The following is a 24,852-nucleotide window of genomic DNA, read 5'->3' as shown; positions in this document are numbered from 1 at the left end:
TGGCGTGGGGCTGTTACTTCTTGCCCTGGTTCTTCACGGCCTCGATGGCGGCGGCCGCGGCCTCCGGGTCGAGGTAGCGGCCACCGGGGGTGACCGGCTTGAAGTCGGCGTCGAGCTCGTAGACGAGCGGGATGCCGGTGGGGATGTTCAGGCCGGCGATGTCGGCGTCGGAGATACCGTCCAGGTGCTTGACCAGGGCGCGCAGGCTGTTGCCGTGGGCGGTCACCAGGACGGTGTTGCCGGCGGCGAGGTCCGGGACGATCGCGTCGTACCAGTAGGGGAGCATGCGCTCGACGACGTCCTTGAGGCACTCGGTGCGCGGACGCATCTCGCTCGGGATCTCGGCGTAGCGGGCGTCGCCGGCCTGCGAGTACTCGGCGTCGTCGGCGAGCACGGGCGGCGGGGTGTCGTAGGAACGGCGCCACAGCTGGAACTGGTCCTCGCCGAACTCGGCGAGGGTCTGGGCCTTGTCCTTGCCCTGCAGGGCGCCGTAGTGGCGCTCGTTGAGGCGCCAGCTGCGGTGGACCGGGATCCAGTGGCGGTCGGCCTTGTCGAGCGCGATCTGGGAGGTGCGGATGGCGCGGCGCAGGAGGGAGGTGTGCACCACGTCGGGGAGGATCCCCTCGGAGAGGAGGAGCTCGCCGCCGCGGGCGGCCTCCTTCTCGCCCTTCTCGTTGAGGTCGACGTCGACCCATCCGGTGAAGAGGTTCTTCTGGTTCCACTGGCTCTCGCCGTGGCGGAGCAGGATGAGTCGGTAGGTCGTGTCAGCCATGGGCGCCAGTTTAGAGGAGCCGGTTATCCGCTGGTCCGACCGTCTCATCCCGGGTAATGTGCGGCTACCACTTGTGCCACTTACCGAGCGTCCGGGCGGTCCACCCCTCCTCCCGGGCGCGCCGGTCGGTCATGCCCCGGGAGCCGCCGATGTCCGCCGCCGTCCGCCTGCGCAGCACCGTCTCCCAGGCGGTGGGCGGGCTGCCCCGCCAGTTCTGGTGGCTCTGGACGTCGACCCTGGTGAACCGCCTCGGCGGCTTCGTGGTGACCTTCCTGGCCCTCTACCTCACCGACGACCGCGGCTTCTCCCCCGCCTACGCGGGCCTGGTGGCCTCGCTCTTCGGCCTGGGTTCGGCGATCGCCGCCGTCGGCGGCGGGGTGCTGGCCGACCGCTGGGGCCGGCGGCCGACCCTGCTGGCCGCGCAGCTCGGCACCGCGGTGTCGACCGCCGTCCTGGGCTTCTGCCAGGACCGGGTGGCGATCGCCGTGACGGCCTTCCTGGTCGGCCTGGCGAGCAACGCCTCCCGGCCGGCGATCTCGGCGATCATCGCCGACCTCGTCCCCGCCGAGCACCGCGTGCGGGCGTACTCGCTGAACTACTGGGCGATCAACATCGGCTTCGGCGTCTCCGCGGCGGTGGCCGGTCTGATCGCCGCGCACGGCTACCTCGCGCTGTTCCTGATCGACGCGGCCTCCACGCTCGCCTGTGCGGTGGTGGTCTTCGTCCGCGTCCCCGAGTCCCGGCCGGAGTCCCGTCCCGAGCAGCGCCCGGCGGGCACGGCCGCGGCCGGCGCCGTCCCGGCGGAGCCCCCGACGGGCCTGGGCACGGTCTTCCGGGACGGCCGGTTCATGGCGCTGGTGGCGGTGAACCTGCTGCTGGCCGTGGTCGCCCAGCAGGGCAGCACCACGCTGGCCGTCGACATGGGCCTGGCGGGCATCTCGGCGGCCCGGTACGGCCTGGTCATCGGCCTCAACGGCGCGCTGATCGTGCTGCTGCAGCTGCCGCTCACCCGGGCGATGGAGGGCCGCAGCCGGACGGGCCTGCTGGTCGCCAGCTCCCTGCTGACCGGCTGGGGCTTCGGCCTGACCGCACTGGCCGGCGGCTCGGCCGGGTTCTACGCCGCCACCGTGGCGGTCTGGACGATCGGCGAGATCATGGCCGCGCCGACCATGATGGGCCTGGTCGCCGAGCTGTCCCCGGCCCGCGCCCGCGGCCGCTACCAGGGCGTCTACTCGCTCTCCTGGTCGCTGGCCTCGTTCGTCGGCCCGGCGGCCGGCGGCTACCTGCTGGAGCACGCCGGCGGCCGGGCGGTCTCCCCGCACGGGCCACGGCTCCGGCCGGGGCCCCGGCGGCGGCCGACACCGTCGCCGCCGAGCCGGCCGCGAGCGCCGCGGGCGGCTGACCGCCCGTCCCGCTCAGTCGGCCGCGACCGGCCCGGGGGCGTCCGCCGCGGGCCCGTCGCCGGCCGGGCCGGCCAGGTGGGCGAAGGCCGAGAGGTTGCGGGTGGACTCGCCGCGCTTGGTGCGCCACTCCCACTCGCGGCGGATCGCGGTGGCGAAGCCCAGCTCCAGCAGGGTGTTGAAGGGCTCGTCGGCGTTGTCCAGGACGGTGCCGAGCAGCCGGTCGACGGCGTCGGGGGTGAGCGCCTCCAGCGGCAGCCGCCCGGTGAGGTAGACGTCGCCGAGCCGGTCGACGGCGTACGCGACGCCGTACAGCCTGGTGTTGCGTTCCAGCAGCCAGCGGTAGACGGCCTCGTGGTTCTCGTCCGGCCGGCGGATCACGAACGCGTTGACCGACAGGGTGTGGTCGCCCACCCGCAGCGCGCAGGTGGTGGACAGCTTGCGGGTGCCGGGCAGCGTCGCGACCAGCGTGTACGGGTCGGTCACGGCCGGCTCCCACCCCACCCCGGCCTCGTCGAGCGCGGTGCGCAGCAGGGTCAGCGCCTCGTCCTTGGTACGGAATGCCATGACGCCGACGCTACTCGGCGGTACGGCCCGGCACCCAGCAGGGGCACGGGGAAACCCGGCGGGCACGGGGCGACGGGCGCCCCGTGCGGTGCCTCAGGCGAGCCGGAGCCCGCCGGCCGGGCGGGCCATCGCCTGGGCGTAGACCTCCGCGGTGGCGGCGGCCGCGGTGTCCCAGCCGAACCCCGCCGCGTGCCGGGCCGCCGCCGCGCCGCGCTCGCGCACCAGCTCGGGGGCGGTGGCGTACGGCTCCAGCGCCGCCGCCCACCGGGCGGGGTCGTGGCCGTGCACCAGGCTGCCGGTGACGCCGTCCCGGACGGCGACGGGCAGGCCGCCGACCGCGGCCGCCACCACCGGGGTGCCGCAGGCCTGCGCCTCCAGGGCGACCAGGCCGAAGGACTCGCTGTAGGAGGGCATCACCAGCGCGGTCGCGGCGCGGTACCACTCGGCGAGCCGCGCCTGGCCCACCGGCGGGTGGAAGCGGACGACGTCCGAGATGCCGAGCTGGGCGGCCAGCTTGTGCAGGCTCTCCGGCTTCGCGAGGCCGGTGCCGGACGGCCCGCCGACCACCGGGACGACCAGCCGCTCGCGCAGCTCGGGCCGCCGGGCCAGCAGCACGGCGACCGCGCGGAGCAGCACGTCGGGCGCCTTGAGCGGCTGTATCCGGCCGGCGAACAGCAGCACCGCGGCGTCCTGCGGCAGCCCGAGGGCGGCCCGGGCGGCCGACCGGCTGCCGGGACGGAAGACGTCCAGGTTGACGCCGGGGTGGACGACCGCGAGCTGGTCGCCGCGGGCGTCGTAGTGGTGCGAGAGCTCGGCCGCCTCCTCGGCGGTGTTGGCGATCAGCCGGTCCGCGGCCTCCACGACCTGCGTCTCGCCGATCACCCGGGCGGCCGGCTCGGGGGTGTCGCCCTCGGCCAGCGAGGCGTTCTTGACCTTCGCCATGGTGTGCATGGTGTGCACCAGCGGCACGCCCCAGCGCTCGGCGGCCAGCCAGCCGACCTGCCCGGACAGCCAGTAGTGCGAGTGCACCAGGTCGTAGTGGCCGGGGCGGTGGCCCGCCTCGGTGCGCAGCACCCCGTGGGTGAAGGCGCAGAGCTGGGCCGGCAGGTCCTCCTTGACCAGGCCCTCGTACGGCCCGGCGGTGACGTGGCGGACGAGCACGCCGGGGGCGAGCTGCACGGTCGGGGCGTCGTCGGAGGCGATCGCCCGGGTGAACACCTCGACCTCGATGTCCAGCTCGGCGAGGCGCTTGGCGAGCTCCACGATGTAGACGTTCATGCCGCCGGCGTCGCCGGTGCCCGGCTGGTGCAGCGGCGAGGTGTGGACGCTCAGCATGGCGATCCGCCGCGGACGCCGCGGCCGCCCGCCGATCAGCGCCTGGAGGCGGCCGCGACGGGCCGACGGGGCGGTGCCGGCGGTCTGCGCCGGGCCCGTGCCCAGCTGCGCGAGCCGCTCGCGACGGGCCGCGCGTACGGGGTGCTGCGTCACCTGGCTGAAGCCTCCTCGTGCTCCCCGGTCGATGGTGCATCCGGTCGTGCGGGCAGGGTCGCGGGCCCCGGCGGGCGGTGGGCCCGGCCGCGGCGGTCCGCGTCCGACGCGCAGCCGCCCGGAACCGGTCGTTCCGGGCGGACGGACGTCCAGTGTGCCAACCAGGGGAGCTGCGGCGGGTATTCCCGGATGACCGGTGAGACCGCCGACGGGCCCGCCGCGGCCCGGAACCCGTGGTCGGGCGCCCACGGCCGGGTGCCCGTGGCCCGGCGCACGCGGCCCGGATTCGACGCCGGGGCTCCGGACCGGGGTCCGGACGGCCGCCGCCGCCCGGGCCGCCGCGTACGCTGCGGGCATGGCCGCCTTCGACCCCTCCCCCGCCCGCGGGCCGCGTTCGACCCGGCCGGTCGGGACGGTGACCCGGGGCACCACCAACACCAACCGGCTGCGCCGGATGGACCGCTGGATCGTCCACACCATGGCCCGGACGCTGCGCGCGGCCCCGCAGCCGCCGATCGCGGTGGACCTCGGTTACGGGGCGGCCCCGTGGACGGCCGTCGAACTCGCCTCCCGGCTGCGGGCCGGCCGGACGGACGTCCGGGTGGTGGGCATCGAGATCGAGCCGGCCCGGGTGGCGGCCGCCCTGCCGTACGCGGACCCGCCGCTGCTGACCTTCCGGCGGGGCGGCTTCGAGGTGCCGCTGGACGGCGCCTCGGCGCACCTCGTCCGGGCCGCCAACGTGCTGCGGCAGTACGAGGAGGAGTCGGTGGCCGCGGTCTGGGAGCGGCTCTGCGGCCGGCTGGCCCCGGACGGCCTGCTGGTCGAGGGTACCTGCGACGAGATCGGCCGCCGCCACGTGTGGGTGGCGCTCGGACCGGAGGGGCCCCGCACCGTCACCTTCGCGGCCCGGCTCGCCGACCTGCAGACCCCCTCCGACCTGGCCGAACGGCTGCCGAAGGCGCTGATCCACCACAACGTGCCGGGGCGGCGGGTGCACGCCTTCCTCACCGAGTTCGACCGGGCCTGGGCCGCGGCGGCGCCGTACGCCGCCTTCGGCGCCCGGCAGCGCTGGACGGCCGCCTGCGCCGCGATGGCGCAGGGCTGGCCGCTGGTGGACACCCGCCGGTGGCGGCACGGGGAGGTCACCGTGGCCTGGTCCGCCCTGGCGCCGTAGCGGGCCGGCGCGGCACGGGTCCGCCTGCTGGCGTGGGACGGGCCTGCGGGACGGCTCGGCTGTGCGGAGCGGCGGATTCACTCGAACGAGTTATCGAATTCCTCTGGCGTGTTGACGCCTCGTCACGCCACCATGGAATCGATCGCACGAACTGCCGACAGCCCCGTGAGGTTCCGTCAGCTCCGCTGCGTCACACCGCACGCACCGCACGCACCGCACACACTGCACACACCACGGGCCCCGACCACGCACGGCGCCGGCACCGCCGCGGACGGGCCGGCCCTCAGACCTCCGACTCCAGCGCGCGCCACACCCGTTCGAACACCCCGTAGACCTCGGCCCCGAACAGCACGAAGCGCACCTCGGCGACCTCGCCCGCCCGGCCTCCGGCCACCTCGTCCGCGACCGTCGTGAGGGCGATCCGCGCCGCGTCGTCCAGCGGCCACCCGTAGATCCCGGCGGAGATCGCCGGGAAGGCCACCGAACGCGCCCCCAGCTCCACCGCCACCCTGAGCGACTCCCGATAGCAGGAGGCCAGCAGCCCAGCCCGCTCCGCCCGATCCTCCGTCAGGAACACCGGCCCCACGGTGTGCACCACCCACCGGGCCGGCAGCCGCCCGGCCGTCGTCGAGACGGCCCGGCCGGTCGGCAACCCCTTGCCGTAGTGCGAGGCCCGCAACCGACGGCAGTCCGCCAGGATGTCCGGACCGCCCCGGCGGTGGATCGCGCCGTCCACCCCGCCGCCGCCCAGCAGCGACGAGTTCGCGGCGTTCACCACCACGTCCACCTGCTGATCCGTGATGTCACCCTGCACAAGCGTGATCTGCGTCACCGTCACCGACCTCCTGTCAGTCCCCTCCGCAGTCCCCCTCGCAGGGCCCTCACGGTAATCGCGAACGCCGCCGAGAGCGTGGCAATAACCACAGCAGCGGCCGCCAGTCAGAGAAATCCCCGGAGATCACGTTATGGTCGCGAGAAGCTCCCCGACCCGCGGTGCCAGGCGGGCACTGCGCACGGACGTCAGCCGTTGGGCAGTCGGGGAAAGGAAGGATCGACCAATGCCCGCAACGGGAGACGGGCGGGCATCCGCTGCCGCTGCCAGGCTCGGCGCCGCCGATGCCGCCGACACCGCGCACCGCGCGGGCACCGGAACGAACACGCCCACCACCGCCGCGGCCGGGCGCCCCGCCGCCGGCCGACCGGTCGCCCAGCGCGCCAAGGCGGCCGCGGAGACCGGCGCCCCCAGGTCGGCCCGCCCCGACGGGGCCCGCGAGCCAGCGCCGATACCGCATCCGCGGACGACCCCGTCCGAGCGGGGCGAGCCCTCCGACGAGGCGCCGTACCGGCTGCTGGTCGTCGCGGACGCCGGCTCCGGGGACGTCAGCCTGATCGAGTCGCTGGTCGCCGAGAGCGGCGCCCGGGTCGAGCTGCACCGCGCCGGGGGCATCGAGGAGGCCGCCGCGCTGCTGGCCCCCGTCCCGATGGTCGCCCGGCGCACCCGCCAGCGCCCGGTGGACTTCAACTGCGTCCTGCTCGACCTCGCCGCCCCGGCCCACGGCACCCAGGGCGGGCCCGCCGCCGAGCACTTCCCGTCCGACGGGCTGGACGGGCTGCGCGAGCTGCGCCGCCGCGCCCCGCACGTCGCCCTGGTCGTCCTCACCGACGCGGCCGGCGCCGAACTCGGCGCCGCGGCCGTGGCCGCCGGCGCCCAGGACTTCCTGGTCAAGCGCGAGACGGACGGCCCGCTGCTGGCCCGCGCCCTGCGGTACGCGGTCGAGCGCAAACGGGCCGACGAGTCGCAGCGCCGACTCGTCGAGGCCGAACTCCGCGGCCAGGAGAACGCCCGCCTGCAGCGGCACCTGCTGCCGACCCCGCTGCTCGACGGCGCGGGCCTGGCCTTCACCCGCCGCTACCGGCCCGGCCGCCGCCGGGCGCTGCTCGGCGGCGACTTCTACGACGCCGTCCGCACCGACGACGGCACGGTGCACGTGGTCATCGGCGACGTCTGCGGGCACGGGCCGGACGAGGCCGCGCTCGGCGTGGCCCTGCGGATAGCGTGGCGGACTTTGGTCTTCGCCGGGCTCACCGGGCAGGAGCTGCTCACCACCCTCCAGCACGTGCTGGAGCACGAGCGGCGCAGCGACGAGATCTTCGCGACGCTGTGCATGCTGGTCCTCGTCCCGGGCGCGGAGACCGTCGGTGCCGACCCGGCCGACGGCACGGCCGTGGGCGTCACGGCCGCGGACGGCGCTGCCGGCACCCTGCCGGTCGAGACGGTGCGGCTGTTCCTGGCGGGCCACCCGGCGCCGCTGCTGCTCGGCCCCGACGGGCCGCCGCGGCTGCTGCCGGCGGACCAGGCCGGTCCGGCGCTGGGCCTGCTGCCCTGCGACGACGGGCTGGCCGCCTGGCCCGCCGTGGAGCTGGAGCTGCGGCCCGGGTGGAGTCTGCTGCTCTACACCGACGGCCTGGTCGAGGGCCGGGTCGGGGCCGGGTCGCGCCGGCTCGGCCAGGACGGTCTGATCGAGCTGATCGCCGACCACCACGCGACCGGGCTCACCCGGGGCCGGCTGGTCGACAGCGCGCTCGCCGAGGTCGAGGAGCTGAACGGCGGTGCCCTGACGGACGACGTCGCCGTGCTGCTGCTGGAGCGCAATCCGGTGCCCGCCCTGATGGGCTGAGCCACCGGACGCCGAGAGGGCGGCACCCTTGCGGGGGTGCCGCCCTCTCGGCGTGTCGTCGGACGGGTCGTCGTCGGGGACGCTCCTACCAGGGCCCGTACGGGCCGATGTTCCGCCGGTTGCCGCCGCCGCGGCCGTCGGTGAGCTGCTTGATCGCGGGCCGCACGTCGACCACGTAGACGATGGCCGCGACCAGGCCGATCAGGGTGAGGAAGTTGCCGAGGACGTTGGCGCCGAGGAGCAGGTCGATGCCGAGCGCGAGACCCAGCACGATCAGCCAGAAGCCCTTGGTCTTCTTGTCCGCGGCCCGGTAGGCGTCCTCACGGCGGATCGCCGCGTCCACGAAGGCGAACAGCTTGAAGCCGATGATCGCGACGGACAACCACCACAAGGGGTTGAGCACGTCGAAGAGCAGGATGTGGAACACTGCGGACTCCTCACTGCGGCCTCGGCTCCTCCGCCCATGGTGGCACGGCGGACGGCCCGCGTCGGGGACAACGATCCGAACCGCCCGGGTGTGCCCGGGACGGCGGACCTGCGGGCCTTCCCGTTACTTGCCGGCGGACTTGCGGGCGCGGGCGGCCTTCTTGGCGGTGGGGGCCGGCTCGGCCGGCCCGTCCTGGGCGGTCTCCTCGGGGGCCGCGGCCTCGGCCGGCTCGGCGTCGAGGGCGACCTCGGTCACCGCCGCCTCGGCGGCCACCTCGCCCGCGGGCTCGACGGTGCCGGTGCGGTTCTTCTCGACGACGGCCTTGCCGCGCTCGGCCAGCTCGTCGTAGGCCTCCTTGGCCTTGACCGCGAACTCGGCGGCACGGCCGACCTGCTGCAGGGCGAAGGTCTGGGCCTTCTCCTGGAGCTCCTTCAGGTCCTTGAGCTCGGCGGGCAGCGCGGTGACGGCCTCGGTGACCTTGCCCTGGGCCTCGACCAGCAGGCTCTGCGCCTCCTGCAGCCGGGCGGCGGCCTTCTCCTGGGCGGCCTTGCGGTCGGCCGCGAGGGCCTCGACCTTGCCGGGAACTTCGCGGAGCTTCTCGTAGGCGAGGTCGCCGGCGCCGGCGAGGGCGTAGAGCGGGGTCGGGTCGCTGAGGGTCTTCTTGATGTCGTCGGTGATCGGCATGGCCGGTCCTCCCGGGCGTTGCTGGTGCGTGCGGTGGTCTGGTGCGGTGCCGCAGCCGGGGCGCCGTCGCCCCGGCGGCGGGTCAGTCCTCTGCGGCAGGAGACGCGTCGGGCGCGGGCGCGCTCTCGCGGTTCTCCTTGAGGAAGGCGTCGTAGACGGCGAGCAGGGCCTGCTTCTGCCGCTCGTTGATCAGGGGGTCGGCGAGGATCGCGACGCGGAGTTCGAGCCCCTCCTCGCGCCGCTCCTCCAGGATTCCGGCCTGCACGTAGAGCGTCTCGGCCGAGATCCGCAGCGCCTTGGCGATCTGCTGCAGGATCTCCGCGCTGGGCTTGCGCAGTCCGCGCTCGATCTGGCTGAGGTAGGGGTTGGACACCCCGGCCGCCTCGGCCAGCTGCCGCAGCGAGAACTGCGCGTTCCGGCGCTGCTCGCGGATGTACTCGCCGAGCGAGCCGACGTTCAGTGAGGCCATGCCTCCAGCATGCACAGCACTGCTTGCAATTGCAAGCACGCTGCTAACTGCAGCAATCAGCACGCCGCCCCGGCCCGCCGCCCGGCCGCCGGTCAGGGGCGGGGTGCCTTGGCACCGTGGACGGCGGTGTACTCGGCGGCGAGCCAGGGGGCGAGGTCGGTCACCAGGAGGGCCAGCACGGCGGGGTCGGGGGTGGGGGTGCGGGCGGCCGCGGCGGCCAGGCGCATCTGGTCGGCGCGGGCGGGGTAGCGGGCGGCGAAGACCTCGGCGGACCGGGCGAGGTCGCTCGTCCAGCCGTTCCAGTCGGGCATGACCAGGGTGAATCCCGTCCGCACCAGCCGGCGGGAGATCCCCCGGACGAGCCGTCGGCGCTCTTCCTCGTCCGGGTCGGCGGCCAGGCGTTCCCGCCAGCGGGGCAGGGCGAGCGCCAGGTCGCCGTTGGTCTCGCGGGCGAGCAGGCGGCTGGGCCGGTAGCGGGGCAGCTCCCGGGCGAGGTCGTCCCCGATCAGCGGGGTGCACAGGCAGGCCACGAAGAAGCCCAGGTCGTGGCGTTCGAGCGGACCGAGCAGGGTGGCCGCGCCGTAGACGAGCACCCCGGCGCCGTCGACCACCGGGAAGTCCCTGTCGAGGCCGGCGCCGAGGGCCTCGGCGTCGGCACGGTCGGCCCCGGTCGGCTCCCGGCGCAGGGCGAGCAGCAGGTCGAGGTCGGAAACCCCGGGGACGGCCGTCCCGCGCGGGATGCTGCCGTAGAGGTAGGCGCTGTGCAGCCGGTCGGCCCCGAAGAGGGCGGACGTCCGGGTGCGGACCGCGTCGACGAGCGGACGGAAGGCCGTCGGGACGCGGCCGAGGGAGCCCTCGCGGGCGATGGTTCCATCCTCGGCGAGCCCTCGGTCGTCCCGCTGCCCGCCACCGGAGCCGCCGGAGTCGCCCGAGCCGCCGGTCACGCGGACGCCCCGGCTCGGCGTTCGAGGTTGCCCGCCATGACGGCCAGGACGCGGACGGTCTCCGCGTACTGATCACGGGTCAGGCCGGCCAGGACGGCGGTCCGCAGCTCGGCGACCCGGGCCTCGACCGCGTCGTGGAGGTCGCGGCTGGCGGCGGTGAGGCGGAACGCACCACCGTCCGCGGGTTCGGCCCAGCCGCGCGCCACCAGCCCGTCGGGGCCGTGCAGCGGGCCGCCGTCGCCGGCTCGCGCGTCGGCCCGGAACGGGGCGAGGGCGGCGGCGAGCCCGTCCGGCGTGTGCGGGCCGCCGGCCAGGGTGTGCAGCGCCTGCCACCGGCGCCGGTCGACGCCGAGGTCGGCGAGGTCGGCGGCGAACCCGTCCTCCAGGAGGTCGTGCAGGTGCTTCAGCCAGTGGCCGATGGGGCGGTCGGTCGGGTCGGCGGCCATGGCGGCTCCCCCATATCCATGTAGAATGACATGCAATTGTTCTCCACTATGGACCGGGACGGCGATGGACCGCAAGGACGTTCCCGCGGCGCAGCCGGCGGCCGACGCTCAGGCCGCCGAGATCGCCCGTGCGCTGGTGGCGCTGCGCCGCAGCCAGTCCCGGCGGGCGCTCGCCCGGCTCGCCGCCCACCGGACGGGACCGCCCGCCGTCGGTGCGTCGACCGCGCCGCCGGACGGCGTGGTGGAACTGCTGGACGCGGTGGAGGACGCCTCCGCGCTCACCGTGACCGAAGCGGCCGCCGCGCTCGGCGTGGACCAGCCGCGGGCCAGCCGGCTGGCCGCCCAGGCGCTGGCCGCGGGGCTGCTGCACCGCGAGGCCGACCGGACGGACGGCCGCCGTTCGCTGCTGCGGCTCACCGCGGACGGCCGGGCGCTGCTCGACCGGGTGCACGCCTTCCGCCGCGGGGTGGTGGCCGAGACCACGGCCGACTGGAGCCCCGAGGACCGCGCCGACCTGGCCCGGCTGCTGGGCCGCTTCGTCGCCGACTTCACCGCGGTCACCGGTACCGGCCGCCGCCCCGTCTGACGCCCCGGCCCGGACGGCCGTCAGCGGCGCGGGGCGATCCCGAGGCGGCGGGCCAGTTCGGGTGCCAGCGGGTAGGGGCGCTCGGGCGGCAGCAGCCGGACGGCCTGGGCGTTGCGCCCGGCCCGGATGAGCCCGGCGATCCGGTGCACCTGGGGCGTGAGGTCGGTGACCGAGACGGTCCACTCGTCGACCAGGGCGCCGATCATGGCGCGGCCCACCCCGATCTGGATGCTGTAGTGGTTGAGCGGGGCGCCCGCCGCGGACCGCTCCGGGTCCCACTGGACGTGCACGGCGGCCCGGGCGAGCACGTCCGGGTCCCCGGTGGTCGGGGCGGCGGCGGCCAGGGCGCTCTCCCAGCCCTCGCGGGTGATCCGGACGGCCAGCACCCGCTCCTGCCCCGGCTTGCGGGCCCAGTTGCTGCGGTGCATCAGCCAGCGGAAGGAGGGCTTGATCCAGGTCATCCGGCCGCGCGAGAACGGTTCGACGAACCGCCCGGCGGCGACGGCCGGGCCGGCGATCGCCGGCCCGTACGCCTGGTAGACGACGATGGTGCGCTCGTCGAAGTCGGCGCGGATCTGGCGCAGTTCGGTCACCGGCCCACCCTGTCAGCCGGCCGCCCGGCCGCGCAGGGGGTTTTCCGCCGCGCCGGCCGGACGGGGCGGGCGGCTACGCGGTCGGGGCCGGGACGGCGCAGGCCGCGGAGAAGCCCTGGCTGGTCAGGCCGAAGGCGCTGTTGATGCGCGAGCGGAAGTTCTCCAGCGCGGCGATGGCGGTGAGTTCGACGAAGGCGGCCTCGCCGAGCCGGGCGAGCAGGGCGGCGGCGAGTTCGTCGGTGACGGCGGGCTCGGTCTCGGTCACCGCCTCGGCGTAGGCCATCACCTGCTGTTCGAGTTCGGTGAACGCCTCGGTGTGCTCCCGCCACTGCGGCACCAGGGCGATCTTGTCGAGCGGCAGGCCGAGTCCGTCCGCGGCCCAGTGGCCGTAGTCCAGGCACCAGGAGCAGTTGATCCGGGCGGCGGCGGCCATCACCGCGAGGTGCTTGAGACCGGGGTCGAGGGCGTTCCAGCGGGCGACGCCGCGCTCGGTGCGGACGAAGGTGAGCAGCACCCGGCTGTTGTGGCCGAGGGCGAGCCCGGGGTCGAGGACCTTGCCGTACGTCCGCTGGGAGTACCAGGCGCCGATGCGGTTGAGCAGGGTGCGGGGCGGGGTGAGCGGGATGCGGGCCATGGCCGTGCCTCCTGGGTCGTCGCGCTGTTCTCGCAGAGGGGACGGCGCGGCGCCCGGAAACGTGACACCGGGGGGCGCGGTGCGCTCAGCCCGTGCCGGTGAACCGCCGGTAGGCGGGGGCGAGGAGGTCGGCGAGGTCGCGGCCGCGCACGGTGCAACCGGACGGGCCGAGCGGGTCCAGGGCGGGGGCCGCCGGGCGGTCGTCGCCGTCCGTGCGGAGGGTGAAGTCGCCTTCCCAGAAGGCGCGGTCCGCTCCGGCCGGGACGGCGGCGGGGCGGGCGTCGGGACGTTCGTCAGGGCGTTCGGCGGTCACGGCGGTCAGGCTCCGGCGGCGTCGGCGGAGAGGGTGAGCAGGTCGCGCAGGGCGTCGGCGGAGAGTTCGGTGATCCACTGCTCGCCCTCGCCGACGACGGTGCCGGCCAGGGTCCGCTTGGCCTCGACGAGGTCGGCGATCCGTTCCTCGACGGTGCCGGTGCAGACCAGCCGGCGGACCTGCACGCCGCGGCGCTGGCCGATCCGGTGGACCCGGTCGGTGGCCTGGTCCTCGACGGCCGGGTTCCACCACCGGTCGAGGTGGACGACCTGGTTGGCGGCGGTGAGGGTGAGTCCGGTGCCGCCGGCCCGCAGCGAGAGCAGGAACACCCCGGGTCCGTCGGGCTCCTGGAAGCGCCGGACGAGCCGCTCGCGCTCCGGCCGGGGCGTGCCGCCGTGCAGGTGGAGGACCTCGGTGCCGAGCCGCTCGGCGAGGTGGGGGCGGAGCCGGGCGGTGAACTCGGTGTACTGGCTGAAGACCAGGGTGCGCTCGCCGCTCGCGAGGGCCGCGGCGAGGATCTCCTCCAGCCGGTCGATCTTGCCCGAACGACCGGCCAGCGGGCCGCGGTCGCGGACGAGTTGGGCGGGGTGGTTGCAGACCTGCTTGAGCCGGCCGAGGGCGGAGAGCACCGCGCCCTTGCGTTCGACGCCGCGGGTCCCGTCGAGGCGCTGCATCAGGTCGGCGACCACCGCCCGGTAGAGGCCGGCCTGTTCGGCGGTGAGCCCGCACGGGACGGTGAACTCCTGCTTGGCGGGCAGGTCGAGGGCGATCGCGGGGTCGCTCTTGACCCGGCGCAGCAGGAACGGCCCGGCGAGCCGGCGCAGCCGTTCGGCGGCGGCCGGGTTGGCGTTCTGCTCGACGGGGACGGCGAAGCGTTCGCGGAAGGACTCGGCGCTGCCGAAGAGTCCCGGGTTGGCGAAGTCGAGGACGGCGTGGAGTTCGGCGAGCCGGTTCTCCACGGGGGTGCCGGTGAGGGCGATCCGCGGGCCGGAGGGCAGCGAGCGCAGGGCGCGGGAGCGGTCGGTGGCGGTGTTCTTGACGGCCTGGGCCTCGTCGGCGACGATCCGGCGCCAGCGGACGGCGGCGAGGTCGGCGGCGTCGCGGCGGACGGTGTCGTAGCTGGTCACGACGAGGTCGGCGACGGCCGCGGCGGTGCGGGCGGTGCCGCGTTCGGGGCCGTGGTGGAGCCGGACGCGCAGGCCGGGGGTGAAGCGGGCGGCCTCCCGCTGCCAGGTGCCGACCATGGAGGTCGGGCAGACCAGCAGGGTGGGTCCGGTGGCGCCCTCGGCGTGCTCGCGGGCTAGCAGGGCGAGCGTCTGGACGGTCTTGCCGAGTCCCATGTCGTCGGCGAGGACGGCGCCGAGGCCTAGTCCGCCGAGGGCGTGCAGCCAGGCGGCGCCGCGCCGCTGGTAGGGGCGGAGTTCGCCGTGGAATCCGGGCGGGGCGGCCTCGTCCGAGGTGTCGGCGGGGTCCGTACCGGCGCGGCCGGCGAGCAGGTCGCCGATCGGTCCGTCGGCGTGGACGGCGGTGACGGGGAGGCCGACGATGTGCGCGGTTTCGTCGAGGGCGAGCCGGAGCAGGTCGGCGCGGTCCATGGTGCCGGTGGCGTGGCGGGTGAGGAAGGCGTGGGCGGCGCGGATCTGGGCGGTGTCGACCTCCGTCCAGCGGCCGCGGAGGCGGACGAGCCCTTGTTGGGCGGCGGCGAGTTCGGCGAGTTCGTCCTCGGTGAGGGGGGTGTCGCCGAGGGCGGCCTGCCAGCGGAAGGCGAGCAGGTCGTCGCGGTCGATGCGGGAGGGCCGGTCGACGGCGCCGGGGGTGGCGGTGCGGGCGGTGAGGGTGAGTCCGAGCCGGGGGCGGCGCTGCCACCAGGCGGGCAGCAGGATGCCGAAGCCTGCGCGGTCGAGTGCGGGGGCGGCGTCGCGGAGGAAGGCGAGGGCGCCGGCCCGGTCGAGGGCGAGGCCGGTGGGCCGGATCTCGCGGGCGGTGGTGCGCAGGGCGGGGTAGAGCAGGGCCGCCCGGTCGAGTTCGGCGGCGAGGGCGGCCGCGGGCTCGGGGACGGTGCGGGCGAGGGCGGCGTGGCCGGGGCCCTCCGTCCACAGGTCGGCGGCGGGGACGAGCAGGGACGGCCGGTCGGCGGCCCGGAGCAGCAGGTCGAGCCGCCAGTCGTCGTCGGGGCGGCCCTCGGGTTCCTCCTCGGTGGGGCCGAGCGGTTCGACGAGCCGCAGCACCAGCCGGACGGCGGGGTCGGCGGGGATCCGGGCATGCCAGGCGGCGAGGCGTTCGGCGAGTCCGTCGGGGACGGTGTCGAGGCGGCCGTCGGGGGCGTGCAGGGCGGTCAGCCAGGGGTCGTCGCCGGGTGGGGGCGGCCGGTCGGCGAGGGCGGCCCGGGCCTCCAGGTCGGTGAGGGTGTCGAGCGCGTCGGCGAGCAGGGTGTCGGCGCGGCGGCGGCCGGCGGCGGCCGCCGGGTCGGTGGCGAGGCAGACCCGCGGGCAGCCGGCGGCGAGGGCGGCGGCCTCGGTGCGGTCCTCGCCGTCGGGTGCGGGCCGCCAGCGGGCGTACGGGGTGCCGTCGGCCTCGTGGAGGGCGGGCAGGACGCGGCCGCGGCCGACCAGCCGCCAGGCGAGGTCGTGCACGGCGGTGAGCCAGCGCAGCGAGGAGCCGTACGCGAGTTCGGTGGGCGGGCCGTCGTCGGGCTGGCAGTGGGCGGTGGCACGGTGCGGGTCGAAGAGGGCGCCGAGGAGTTGGGCGGTGTGCGGGCCTTCGAGGACGAGGACGGGGACCCGCCAGGGGGTGGGGGCGGCGCCCTGCGGGCGGGTGCCGGTGGGCAGTTGGGGCGAGGGGGCGGGGGCGCCGCCGAGCGAGGGCAGGTGCAGGGTCGCCCAGCGTTCGGCGGCCTGGGCGGCGAGCCAGCCGGGGCCGGGGCCGAGGCCGGCGAGCAGGCGGGCGACGGCGGCGGCGGGGAGGGCGTAGGGGTGTGCGGCGGGGCCGGCTCCGGGCCCGGGGCGGGTCGGCCGGTCGTGGTACGCGGCGCCGCTCTCGGCCCAGAGGGCGAGCCGGCCGCCGTCCTGCCAGAGGGCGTGCAGCGCGTCCATGGGTGGAACCTTCCGTGGGCCGACCGGTTCACCTTAACCGGGGGCCTCCGGGGGCAGTCCGGCCGCCGTTCCCCGGCCGGACGAAACTAGTGGTTGAACTTTGAACCAGATGGGGTTATGGTGGAGCCAACAAGTTGAAGCCTAAACAATATGGCTTCGCACCAGAGGAGGAAGCCATGGGCATCTTCAGCCGCCGCAACGACACCGCCACCGCCGTCGCCACCACCCCGGCCGCCGTCAACAGCCCGGACCTGGGCCACCTGAGCGGCGAGTGGGCCATCGACCCCGCGCACAGCCGGATCGGCTTCGCCGTCCGCCACGCGATGGTGACCAACGTCCGGGGCGAGTTCACCGAGTACGACGGCAAGCTCAAGCTGGACGGCGCCGAGCCCGGCAACTCCTCCGCCGAGCTGGTCATCAAGGTCGCCAGCGTGGACACCAGCCAGGCCCAGCGCGACGAGCACCTGCGCACCGGCGACTTCTTCGCCGCCGAGACGTACCCGGAGATCCGGTTCACCTCCACCTCCGCCGAGCGGATCGGCGAGGACACCTACCGGATGACCGGTGACCTCACCATCAAGGACGTCACCAAGCCGGTCGTCCTCGACCTCGACTACACCGGCCACGCCACCGACCCGTACGGTGCCGCCCGGATCGGCTTCGAGGGCCGCACCACCGTGGACCGCACCGAGTGGGGCCTGACCTACAACGCCGCGCTGGAGACCGGCGGCGTGCTGATCGGCGAGAAGGTCAAGCTCACCTTCGACATCTCCGCCGTCAAGTCCGCCTGACGGCAGCACGGTTCGCGACACCCGGCCACGCCCCCGCCGACACCGACGGCGGGGGCCCCGCCGTGCCCGGGCCCGGCCGGCCCGCTCCGCCGTCGGCTACAGTCACAGGTCGAGCGGGGGGGTACGGCCATGGAACTGCGGCAGCTGCACTGCTTCGTCGCCGTCGCCGAGGAACTGCACTTCGGCCGGGCCGCCGAGCGGCTGCTGCTCGGACAGCCCGCCGTCAGCCAGCAGGTCCGCCGCCTGGAGCGGGAGTTGAAGGTCGAGCTGTTCGACCGCTCGCCCCGCCACGTCCGGCTCACCCCGAGCGGAGAACGCTTCCTGCCCGCGGCCCGCGCCGTCCTGGACGCCGAACGGTCCGCGCGCGCCCTCGCCGCCACGCTCACCGCCCCGGACCGCCTCCGCCTCGGCACGGTCACCGGCCTCGGCACCCGCCTCGACCGCATCCTCGACGCCTACGAGCGGCACGCCCCCGGCGTGGAGGTGGAACTCTGCGCGCTGCCCGCCGCCGAGCGGCTGGCCCGGCTCGCCGACGGCCGGCTCGACGCCGCCTTCGTCCGCGGCGTTCCGCCGGAGCAGGACGGCGAACTGCGCCTCCTCGCGCTCTGGGAGGACGAGTTGACCGTCGCGCTGCCCGCCCGGCACCCGCTCGCCGAACAGGACGCGATCGACCTCGCCGACCTCGCCGCGCTCCCGCTGCGGCTCACCGAGCGGCGCAACCACCCCGCCCTGGTCGACCTGGTGACGGCCGCCTGCCGGGAGGCGGGCTTCGAGCCCGTCCCGGGCCCGGCCTCCGGCACCCTGCAGGACACCCTCGCCGCCATCGGCTCCGGCCCGGCCACCTGGACGGTGGTCTACACGGAGAACGCCCGCAGGACGGTGTCGGGCCGGGTGGCCTTCCGTCCGCTGCGCACCCCCCGCCTCGCCCTGCCCACCTCGCTGGCCGTCCGGCGCGGCGCACCGCTGCCCCGGCTGCTGCTCAGCGCCTGCCGGCAGGACCGGGCGCAGTCCGCCCCGCCTTCGAAGAAAAGCCTCTGACCTGCAACGATCAGGGTTCGTGATCGCTGCCAGAGCCGATCGGGTCTGGGTCGCGGCCCACCCCCGGGTGTGGACTCCTCCCAGGAGGCCGGGCCGGGCGGAGGAGCCGCACCGGGCGGCCGAGGACCGAGGAGAGCACCATGCCGATCGTCACCGTGCAGCAGGGCCCCCGCACCGTCGAGCTGAAGCGCGAGCTGGTCAAGAAGATCACCGACGCCTTCGTCGAGGCCTACGAGATCCCGGCCGAGACCGTCCAGGTGTGGATCCACGAGGTCCCGGCCGACAGCTGGGGCGCCGCCGGCACCCTGATCGCGGACAAGTAGCCGCGACCGCGCCACCAAGGGCCGCGGGTCATCCCGTTCCGGGCAGCAGGGCGGCGTCCTCCGCCGGCAGCCAGCTGCCCGGCGGGCGCCGCAGCCAGCCCTCCCGGCGCCCCAGGTCCGCCGCCGCCGCGAGCAGCGCGGTCAGCCCGGGGTGGCGCAGGCCGGGCCGGTGCACCAGGCCCACCAGGCTGAGCGGCACCGGGTCGACCAGCGGCCGGGTGACGCAGCCCGGCACCTCGGGGCCGCCGACGGTGGTCAGCACCGGTTCGCGGTGCCGGGCGAGGTAGCGGGCGAGCTCCGGCACGCCGACCGGCGGGGCGTGCCCGGGTGCGGCCGTCAGACCGTGTGCGGCCAGCAGGTTGAGCCCCAGGTCCGTCCACTCGGTGGTGGCCGGGTTGCCGGCCAGGACGTCCACGGGGTGGCCGGCCAGGGCCGCCACCGGGACGGCCGCCCGGCCGGCCAGCGGGTGGTCGGCCGGCAGGAAGACCGCCATCGGCTCCAGCCGGACGGGGACGTGCGCGAGTTGGGCCCGGACCCGGGCGGGCAGGCCGGGCTGCCGGCCGAAGGCCACGTCCAGCCGGTGCGCGAGCAACTCCGCCGCGGCGGCGGCCAGTCCGCCGTGGAACCGGGCGAGCAGCTCGGCCTCCGGCTCCGCGGCGCGGGCCGCCGCGAGCAGCCGGCCGGGGGTGAGGTCGGCGCCGTCCACGTCGTTGCCGAGGTCGACCAGCAGGGGCCGGGCGCGGACGGCGGAGACGATCTCGTCGTGCAGGGCCAGCAGGCGGCGGGCCTGCGGCAGCAGGGCCTCCCCGGCCGGGGTCAGCTGGACGCTGCGCGTGGTGCGGTGGAACAGCACCACTCCCAACTGCCGTTCCAGCGCCCGGACGTCCCGGCTGAGCGCCTGCTGGGCGAGGTGCAGCAGCGCGGCCGCCCGGCCGAAGTGGAGGGTCTCGGCGGTCGCGACGAATCCGCGCAGCAGCCGGGGGTGCAGGTCCTGGGGCATGATCACGGCAGCGTAGGCAACCGGCCGCCGATTGACAACGCAGATGCGTGAATCGGGCCGAACAGGTGTTGGACCTGCGGCCCGGGCGGCGGCGAGGCTGGTGGCACCGCCGATCCTCGACCGGGAGACCCGTGTCCGCCTCGTACCGCCGCATCCTCGCCCTGCCCGGGGCGCTCGCCTTCACCCTCGCCGCGCTGCCGGCCCGCCTCGCGATGTCGATGAGCGGGGTCTCCACCGTCGTCCTGATCGCGGAACGGCGCGGCTCCTACGCACTGGCCGGGGCCGTCTCCGCCGCCGGGCTGGTCTCCCTCGCCGTCCTGCTGCCGCTGCTGGGCCGCCTGGTCGACCGGTACGGACAGGCCCGGGTCGCGGTGCCCTCCGTCCTGGCGGCCGTGGTGCCGACGGCGGGGCTGCTGCTCTGCGTCCGGTCCGGCGCACCCGACTGGACGCTGTTCCTGTGCTGGGCGGCCTCCTCGACGGCGCCCAACGTCGGCGGGATGGTCCGGGCGCGCTGGGCGCACCTGCTGCGCGGCGACGAGGCCGGCCGGCACCTCGCCAACTCCCTGGAGCAGGCGCTGGACGAGCTCTGCTTCATGCTCGGCCCGGTGCTGGCCGTCCTGCTCTGCCGGGCGTTCACCCCGGAAACCGGGCTGCTCACCGCGGGGGCGCTCTGCACGGCCGGTGTGCTGCTGCTGGCCGTGCAGCGCGGCACCGAACCGCCGCTCGCCCCGGCGTCCGCGGGCACTGCCGGCGAGGAGGGGACGAGCGGGGCCGGCCGGCCGGCGGGCGGGCGCGGCAGCCTCCGGGTGCTGCTGCCGATGTTCCTCGCCACCGGGGTGGTGTTCGGCTCGATGGAGGTCACCACCATCGCGTACACCGACGCGACCGGGCACGGCTCGCTGGCCGGGCTGCTGCTGGGCCTGGTGGCGGCCGGATCGTGCGTGTCGGGGCTGGTGTCCGGGCTGCTGCGGCCGCGCCGCGGCCCGGCCGCCCGGCTGCTCGGCGGCGTCGCGGCGATGGCCGGCCTGATGCTGCTGCCCGCGGCGGCCGGGTTCTTCGGCGCGGGGCCCGCGGTGCTGGCGGCGGCCCTCTTCCTGGCGGGTTCGGGCACCGCGCCGACCATGGTGAGCGGGATGACGCTCGTCCAGCAGCTCGTACCGGCCGGCCGGTTGAACGAGGCGATGGCTGCGGCGGTCTCGGCGATCCTGGTCGGCATCTCGGCCGGCTCGGCGATCGGCGGCGCGATCGCCCAGCGCCTCCCCGCGGGCGCCGGCTACCTCGTCCCGGCCGCGGCCGCGGCCACCGCCCTGCTGATCGTTGTGACCGGCGCCCGCCGGCTGCGCGCCGCGGCCCCCTCCCCCGCCGAGCGCCGGACCACCGACCGGGCCGTACCCGCCGCGGCCTGCGCCGACTGACCCCACCGCACCGACGAAACCCCGGCACCCGCCGCCACACCGGCCACCAGCCCCGCAGGCCATCGCCGAAGAGGCCACGCACCTGCACGGAAACACCACCGCGCCGCCCCGGCCACCCTCCCCGGCCGACGCCGCGCCACCCCTCACGACCCCACCGCACCGACCAGACCCCGGCACCCGGCGCCCACACCGGCCACCAGCCCCGCAGGCCATCGCCGAAGAGACCACGCACCTGCACCGAGACACCACCGCACCGCCCCGGCCACCCTCCCGGCTGACCCCGCGTCACTCTCGCGGGCCGGCGGAAATCCCCGGGCCCGCTGTCGGTGCCGGGCGCTAGCGTCGCGGGCATGGCCGCAGGGATCACGTACGTACGGGGGGACGCCAGTGCGCCGCAGGGCGCCGGGGTCAAGGTGATCGCGCACGTCTGCAACGACCTGGGCGGCTGGGGCAAGGGCTTCGTGCTGGCGCTGTCGCGGCGCTGGCCGGAGCCGGAGGCCGCCTACCGGGCGTGGCACCGCGACCGGGCCCGGAACGGCTTCGGGCTCGGCGCGGTGCAGTTGGTCCAGGTGGAGAGGTACGTCTGGGTGGCGAACCTCGTCGGCCAGCGGGGCATCCGCACGGGCCGCTCCAGCGGGGTGCCGGTGCGGTACGAGGCGATCGACGCGGGGCTGGCGGAGCTCGCCGGGCACGCCCGGCGGCTGGGGGCGTCGGTGCACATGCCGCGGATCGGCTGCGGGCTGGCCGGCGGCCGCTGGGAGCGGGTGGAGCCGCTGGTCCGCGCCCGGCTGGCCGAGCAGGGGGTGGCCGTGACGGTCTACGACCGGTGAGCCGGCCGCGGCCAGCTGTACTCGTACTCGGTGACCTCGTGGCCGCCGGGGAACACCGCGGTCCGTTCGGCGGTGCGCACCCCGCCCTCGCGCTCGTAGAAGGCGATGGCGCGGTGGTTGTCGCGCAGCACCTCCAGGCGGAGGGCGGCGGGTGCGGCGCGGTCGAGGGCGGCGCGCAGCAGCCGGGTGCCGATGCCTCCGCCGGTGCGGCCGGGGCGGACGTGCAGGTTGTCGAGCAGGACGCGGCCGTCGGGTTCGGGCACCAGGTAGGCGAAGCCGACCGGTGCGCCGCCGGGCTCCTCGGCGAGCAGCAGGACGGGGGTGTGCTCGGGGCCGCCGTAGTCGGCGGTGAGGCGCAGCTCCCAGATCTCCAGGCGCTGGGCGGGCAGTCCGTCGCCGAGCGCCTCCGCGGGGACGAGGCCTGCGTAGGCCGTGCGCCGGCTGTCGGCGTGCAGGGCCGCGACGGCGGGGGCGTCGGCGGGTCCGCCCTCGCGGACGGTGATCTCGGCGGTCATGTCCCGAGCCTTTCACGGGCCGCCGGGGCCCGGTCCGGCGCGGCCGCGGCCGGTTCCGCTTGAAGTCGCCCCGGGAGCGGCCCTAGAGTCTCCCGGAGCAGGTTTTGAACGCGTTCGAAACCTGCGGGGGCGGACCGCACCGGGTACGGAGGGGAGATCCGGTGCGGCTCCGCCCGGCCCGCGCCGCCCGGCCCGGGCGGGACACCCTCCGCGCCCGGCTAGGCTCAGGGCCGTGGACGAGCAGAAGGGCGGCACCCCAGGCATGGACGAGAGCGCCCAGGACGCCGGGCTCGGGGCGGAGCTCCCGGGTGGCCGGGCGCGCCCCAAGACCGGCAAGAGCGAGCAGACCCGGGCGCTGATCCTCGAGACCGCGATGCGCCTGTTCCAGGAGCGCGGCTACGAGAAGACCACCATGCGCGCGATCGCGGCCGAGGCCGGGATCTCGGTCGGCAACGCGTACTACTACTTCGCCTCGAAGGAATTCCTCATCCAGGGGTTCTACGACGGGATGACGGTCGAGCACGCCGTGGACGCCGTGCAGCGGATGCAGGGCCACACCGAGTTCGCCGACCGGCTGCACCTGGCGCTGTCCTCCTGGCTGGACACCGCCGCGCCGTACCACGAGTTCGCCGCCCAGTTCTTCCGGACGGCCGCCGACCCGAACAGCTCGCTCAGCCCGTTCGCCAACGAGTCGCACCGGGCCCGGGCCACCGCCGTCGGGCTGTTCCGGGACGTGCTGACCGGCTCCGACGTCGCACCCAAGCTGGACAAGGAGCTGGCCGAACTGCTGCCGGACCTGCTCTGGCTGCACCTGATGATCATCGTGCTGTACTGGGTCTTCGACCACACCCCGGACCAGGAGCGCACCCGCGAGTTCGTCCGCCGGTCCACCCCGATGGTCGCCAAGGTGGTCGTGCTCTCCCGCTACCGGGTGTTCCGCCCGCTGGTGCGGGACGTGAAGGGCCTGATCCAGGACTTCATCCTGCCGACGATAGGCCGCACCGCGACCTGAGGCCCGCGGCCGGCGTCCCGCGCCGGAGTGGGGCCCGCCGGTCAGAAGCCGTCCGGGTTCCAGGCCTGCACGGCGGTGCGCAGCAGCAGGTCGGCCCGCTCCGCCGCGCCGCCGGTCAGCTCGGTCAGCAGGCCGGCCGTGTGCAGCCGGACGGCGGACTCGGTGCCCAGGTACAGCGCGGCGAGCGCCGAGGCGTCCAGCGCGAGGTCGGCGGCCTCCCCGGTCGGGGTGCAGCGGCCGGTGCCGTCGGCGGCGGTCTCCAAGGCCCAGCGGCCGGCCGCGAAGCCGTCCGGGTCGGCGACCTCCAGGACCAGCCGGCCGGGGGCGCGGTAGCTGCGGGCGGTGAACGCGGCGGGCAGGTCGAGCAGCCTCAGCCAGAGGAAGTCGGAGCTGTCCCGGCCGGGGACGGCCGCGCGGGGATCGGTGAGCAGCAGCGGCAGCGGGTCGTCGGGGGCGAGGTTGCCGATCGCGACGGTGCGGACCCAGTCCACCGAGAACGCCAGGCGCCACAGCGCCACGGCGGCCTCGCGGTCCAGCGCCAGGAAGTCCTGGACGGTGAGGGTGCAGTTCGGCAGGTTGCCCTCCCACACGTCGTCCACCGTGTAGGCGATCAGACCGGTGACGGTGCCCTCGGCATCGCGGTGCAGCGCGAGGAAGGGCTCCTTCCAGTCGAAGCCGGGCAGGGTGACCTCGCCGGTGTGCAGCTTCCACCAGGTGTCGCTGCGGCCGATCGCGCCGGGCTGCCGCCGCCGCCAGCGCTCGTGGAGTTCGGCGCCGTGCTTGCGGGCCTCGGCCATGGTGACGAAGTCGGTCCGCCCTCCGGAGGCGGGCAGGTCCTCGCGGAGCCGGCCGCGGCCGAGGTCGACCGTCCAGGACTGGTTGCGGGTGGCCGGGCCGAAGCCGTACCGGCCGTAGATGGGGTGCTCGGCGGCGATCAGGATCGCCGCGGCGCTGCCGCGCTCCTTCGCGGCCGCGAGGTCCTGCCCCATCATCCGGCGGAGCAGGCCGCGGCGGCGGTGGGTGGAGTTGACCGTCACGGCGGTGATCGCGTCGACCGGCAGCAGGGCGCCGCCGGGCACGGTGAGCCCGGTGTCGAAGCTGCGGAAGGTGGCCACGCAGCGGGACGGGTCGTACGGGTCGAAGGCGCCGAGGAAGCGGCCCGGCTCGAAGGTCAGCCGCCGGTACTCGGTGCCCTCGGCGAGGTGCGGGCGGAGGAATCCGCGGGCCACCGCACGGTCCCACAGCGGGAGTTCGTCCTCGGTGACGGCTCGGACCTCGACGGCGTCCGGTGCGGTCGGCCGCCCCTCGGTGTGCCGGCCGGCCCCGGCCGGTGCGTCCTTGCTCATCCGGCCACGGTACGGCGGGTCCCGGGGACCGGCATCCGAATTTCGGCGCGGCCCGCGGCACCGGCGGCGTGACGTCCCCGGGGGCTGCGGAGTCCGCCCGGTGGGGCGCCGCCCCACCACCGACGGCCCGCGCCGGCGCGGCCCGCACCAGGTCGCGGCCCGGCGGTCAGCCCTGCCGGCGCGGCTGCGGGTGCGGCAGCTTCGGGTGGCGGTAGGGGGCGTACGGCTCGGGGGTCTCCGCGGCGGACGGGCGGGCCGCGTACACCCGCTGGCGGCCGGCCCGGACGGCCCGCCGGCGGGCCTTCCGGCCAACTT

Annotated in this window: 25 protein-coding genes and 1 pseudogene; 10 read left to right on the top strand and 16 right to left on the bottom strand. The window is 75.9% G+C overall.

Translation table 11 applies throughout. The annotated features are described in order from the left end of the window. Positions 1 to 13: 13 nt before the first annotated feature. On the bottom strand, positions 14 to 772 hold the full coding sequence (locus tag ABD353_RS21225) for a phosphoglyceromutase (RefSeq protein ID WP_344625240.1): 759 nt from the start codon (positions 770 to 772) through the stop codon (positions 14 to 16). Between the two features lie 149 nt (positions 773 to 921). Between ABD353_RS21225 and ABD353_RS21220 the strand changes: the two are divergent. Then, positions 922 to 2,073 (top strand): annotated as a pseudogene (locus ABD353_RS21220) (MDR family MFS transporter); the annotation flags it as partial. Between the two features lie 114 nt (positions 2,074 to 2,187). Here the strand turns inward: ABD353_RS21220 and ABD353_RS21215 are convergent. Beyond that, positions 2,188 to 2,739, bottom strand: coding sequence for a type III secretion system chaperone family protein (locus ABD353_RS21215; RefSeq protein WP_344625239.1), 552 nt, complete (start codon positions 2,737 to 2,739; stop codon positions 2,188 to 2,190). A gap of 93 nt (positions 2,740 to 2,832) precedes the next feature. Continuing rightward, positions 2,833 to 4,113 carry a D-inositol-3-phosphate glycosyltransferase gene (mshA, locus tag ABD353_RS21210; protein ID WP_344625277.1) on the bottom strand — a complete coding sequence of 427 codons (1,281 nt, stop codon included), beginning with the start codon at positions 4,111 to 4,113 and terminating at the stop codon, positions 2,833 to 2,835. 469 nt (positions 4,114 to 4,582) lie between these two features. Here mshA and ABD353_RS21205 point away from each other — a divergent pair, with 469 nt between their 5' ends. Continuing rightward, complete coding sequence (locus tag ABD353_RS21205) at positions 4,583 to 5,401, top strand: class I SAM-dependent methyltransferase (RefSeq protein ID WP_344625238.1); 819 nt, start codon at positions 4,583 to 4,585, stop codon at positions 5,399 to 5,401. Between the two features lie 283 nt (positions 5,402 to 5,684). Here the strand turns inward: ABD353_RS21205 and ABD353_RS21200 are convergent, their stop codons facing one another. Then, entirely contained in the window at positions 5,685 to 6,233 is a 549-nt protein-coding gene (locus tag ABD353_RS21200) for an O-acetyl-ADP-ribose deacetylase (protein ID WP_344625237.1), read from the bottom strand. Positions 6,234 to 6,459: 226 nt separating this feature from the next. On the opposite strand from ABD353_RS21200, the gene ABD353_RS21195 reads away from it, so the two are divergent. Next, complete coding sequence (locus ABD353_RS21195) at positions 6,460 to 8,079, top strand: PP2C family protein-serine/threonine phosphatase (RefSeq protein WP_344625236.1); 1,620 nt, start codon at positions 6,460 to 6,462, stop codon at positions 8,077 to 8,079. 85 nt (positions 8,080 to 8,164) lie between these two features. On the opposite strand, the gene ABD353_RS21190 is transcribed toward ABD353_RS21195, so the two are convergent. The 5 genes from ABD353_RS21190 to ABD353_RS21170 form a co-directional block, all read right to left on the bottom strand. After that, positions 8,165 to 8,497, bottom strand: coding sequence for a DUF2516 family protein (locus tag ABD353_RS21190; protein WP_425555220.1), 333 nt, complete (start codon positions 8,495 to 8,497; stop codon positions 8,165 to 8,167). A gap of 132 nt (positions 8,498 to 8,629) precedes the next feature. Next, positions 8,630 to 9,190, bottom strand: coding sequence for a hypothetical protein (locus tag ABD353_RS21185; RefSeq protein ID WP_344625234.1), 561 nt, complete (start codon positions 9,188 to 9,190; stop codon positions 8,630 to 8,632). 82 nt (positions 9,191 to 9,272) lie between these two features. Then, a complete protein-coding gene (locus tag ABD353_RS21180) occupies positions 9,273 to 9,659 on the bottom strand; it encodes a helix-turn-helix domain-containing protein (RefSeq protein ID WP_344625233.1) in 387 nt (128 codons plus the stop codon). Positions 9,660 to 9,751: 92 nt separating this feature from the next. Further along, entirely contained in the window at positions 9,752 to 10,603 is an 852-nt protein-coding gene (locus tag ABD353_RS21175; RefSeq protein WP_344625232.1) for a nucleotidyltransferase, read from the bottom strand. Beyond that, positions 10,600 to 11,049: a MarR family transcriptional regulator gene (locus ABD353_RS21170; protein WP_344625231.1), complete on the bottom strand. Its 450-nt coding sequence runs from the start codon at positions 11,047 to 11,049 to the stop codon at positions 10,600 to 10,602. Before ABD353_RS21170 ends, ABD353_RS21175 begins: the two co-directional genes overlap by 4 nt. Positions 11,050 to 11,113: 64 nt before the next feature. Here ABD353_RS21170 and ABD353_RS21165 point away from each other — a divergent pair, with 64 nt between their 5' ends. After that, on the top strand, positions 11,114 to 11,635 hold the full coding sequence (locus ABD353_RS21165) for a MarR family winged helix-turn-helix transcriptional regulator (RefSeq protein WP_344625230.1): 522 nt from the start codon (positions 11,114 to 11,116) through the stop codon (positions 11,633 to 11,635). A 20-nt stretch (positions 11,636 to 11,655) separates the two neighbouring features. Here ABD353_RS21165 and ABD353_RS21160 read toward each other — a convergent pair whose 3' ends face one another. The 4 genes from ABD353_RS21160 to ABD353_RS21145 all read right to left on the bottom strand — a co-directional run bounded on the left by ABD353_RS21160 (position 11,656) and on the right by ABD353_RS21145 (position 16,267). Beyond that, positions 11,656 to 12,228 (bottom strand): DUF4291 domain-containing protein, encoded by a 573-nt coding sequence (locus tag ABD353_RS21160; protein ID WP_344625229.1) that lies wholly within the window; start codon positions 12,226 to 12,228, stop codon positions 11,656 to 11,658. Between the two features lie 73 nt (positions 12,229 to 12,301). Then, positions 12,302 to 12,862 (bottom strand): carboxymuconolactone decarboxylase family protein, encoded by a 561-nt coding sequence (locus tag ABD353_RS21155; RefSeq protein WP_344625228.1) that lies wholly within the window; start codon positions 12,860 to 12,862, stop codon positions 12,302 to 12,304. A gap of 85 nt (positions 12,863 to 12,947) precedes the next feature. Continuing rightward, the gene (locus ABD353_RS21150) at positions 12,948 to 13,175 is read right to left on the bottom strand and encodes a hypothetical protein (RefSeq protein ID WP_344625227.1); all 228 of its coding nucleotides are present in this window, start codon (positions 13,173 to 13,175) and stop codon (positions 12,948 to 12,950) included. A 5-nt stretch (positions 13,176 to 13,180) separates the two neighbouring features. Beyond that, positions 13,181 to 16,267, bottom strand: a complete 3,087-nt coding sequence (locus ABD353_RS21145; protein WP_344625226.1) for an SNF2-related protein — start codon at positions 16,265 to 16,267, stop codon at positions 13,181 to 13,183. A gap of 176 nt (positions 16,268 to 16,443) precedes the next feature. On the opposite strand from ABD353_RS21145, the gene ABD353_RS21140 reads away from it, so the two are divergent. From ABD353_RS21140 to dmpI, 3 genes are all read left to right on the top strand, one after another. Continuing rightward, on the top strand, positions 16,444 to 17,058 hold the full coding sequence (locus ABD353_RS21140; RefSeq protein WP_344625225.1) for a YceI family protein: 615 nt from the start codon (positions 16,444 to 16,446) through the stop codon (positions 17,056 to 17,058). Between the two features lie 129 nt (positions 17,059 to 17,187). Next, entirely contained in the window at positions 17,188 to 18,096 is a 909-nt protein-coding gene (locus tag ABD353_RS21135) for a LysR family transcriptional regulator (protein WP_344625224.1), read from the top strand. A gap of 26 nt (positions 18,097 to 18,122) precedes the next feature. After that, on the top strand, positions 18,123 to 18,419 hold the full coding sequence (gene dmpI / locus ABD353_RS21130) for a 4-oxalocrotonate tautomerase DmpI (protein WP_344625276.1): 297 nt from the start codon (positions 18,123 to 18,125) through the stop codon (positions 18,417 to 18,419). 28 nt (positions 18,420 to 18,447) lie between these two features. Here the strand turns inward: dmpI and ABD353_RS21125 are convergent, their stop codons facing one another. Beyond that, positions 18,448 to 19,419, bottom strand: a complete 972-nt coding sequence (locus ABD353_RS21125) for a LysR family transcriptional regulator (protein ID WP_344625223.1) — start codon at positions 19,417 to 19,419, stop codon at positions 18,448 to 18,450. A gap of 131 nt (positions 19,420 to 19,550) precedes the next feature. On the opposite strand from ABD353_RS21125, the gene ABD353_RS21120 reads away from it, so the two are divergent. Both ABD353_RS21120 and ABD353_RS21115 read left to right on the top strand, forming a co-directional pair. Beyond that, entirely contained in the window at positions 19,551 to 20,834 is a 1,284-nt protein-coding gene (locus tag ABD353_RS21120; protein WP_344625222.1) for an MFS transporter, read from the top strand. Positions 20,835 to 21,184: 350 nt separating this feature from the next. After that, a complete protein-coding gene (locus ABD353_RS21115; RefSeq protein WP_344625221.1) occupies positions 21,185 to 21,664 on the top strand; it encodes a macro domain-containing protein in 480 nt (159 codons plus the stop codon). Here ABD353_RS21115 and ABD353_RS21110 read toward each other — a convergent pair. Further along, positions 21,652 to 22,179, bottom strand: a complete 528-nt coding sequence (locus tag ABD353_RS21110; protein ID WP_344625220.1) for a GNAT family N-acetyltransferase — start codon at positions 22,177 to 22,179, stop codon at positions 21,652 to 21,654. The two genes, ABD353_RS21115 and ABD353_RS21110, sit on opposite strands and share 13 nt — an antisense overlap. A gap of 232 nt (positions 22,180 to 22,411) precedes the next feature. On the opposite strand from ABD353_RS21110, the gene ABD353_RS21105 reads away from it, so the two are divergent. Continuing rightward, positions 22,412 to 23,191, top strand: a complete 780-nt coding sequence (locus ABD353_RS21105; RefSeq protein WP_344625219.1) for a TetR/AcrR family transcriptional regulator — start codon at positions 22,412 to 22,414, stop codon at positions 23,189 to 23,191. A gap of 41 nt (positions 23,192 to 23,232) precedes the next feature. Here the strand turns inward: ABD353_RS21105 and ABD353_RS21100 are convergent, their stop codons facing one another. Further along, entirely contained in the window at positions 23,233 to 24,537 is a 1,305-nt protein-coding gene (locus ABD353_RS21100) for a GNAT family N-acetyltransferase (protein WP_344625218.1), read from the bottom strand. Between the last annotated feature and the right edge of the window lie 315 nt (positions 24,538 to 24,852).

This window comes from Kitasatospora arboriphila, from assembly GCF_039528095.1.
Taxonomy (GTDB): Bacteria; Actinomycetota; Actinomycetes; order Streptomycetales; family Streptomycetaceae; genus Kitasatospora; species Kitasatospora arboriphila.
This window is presented reverse-complemented; position numbering and strand designations above follow the sequence as displayed.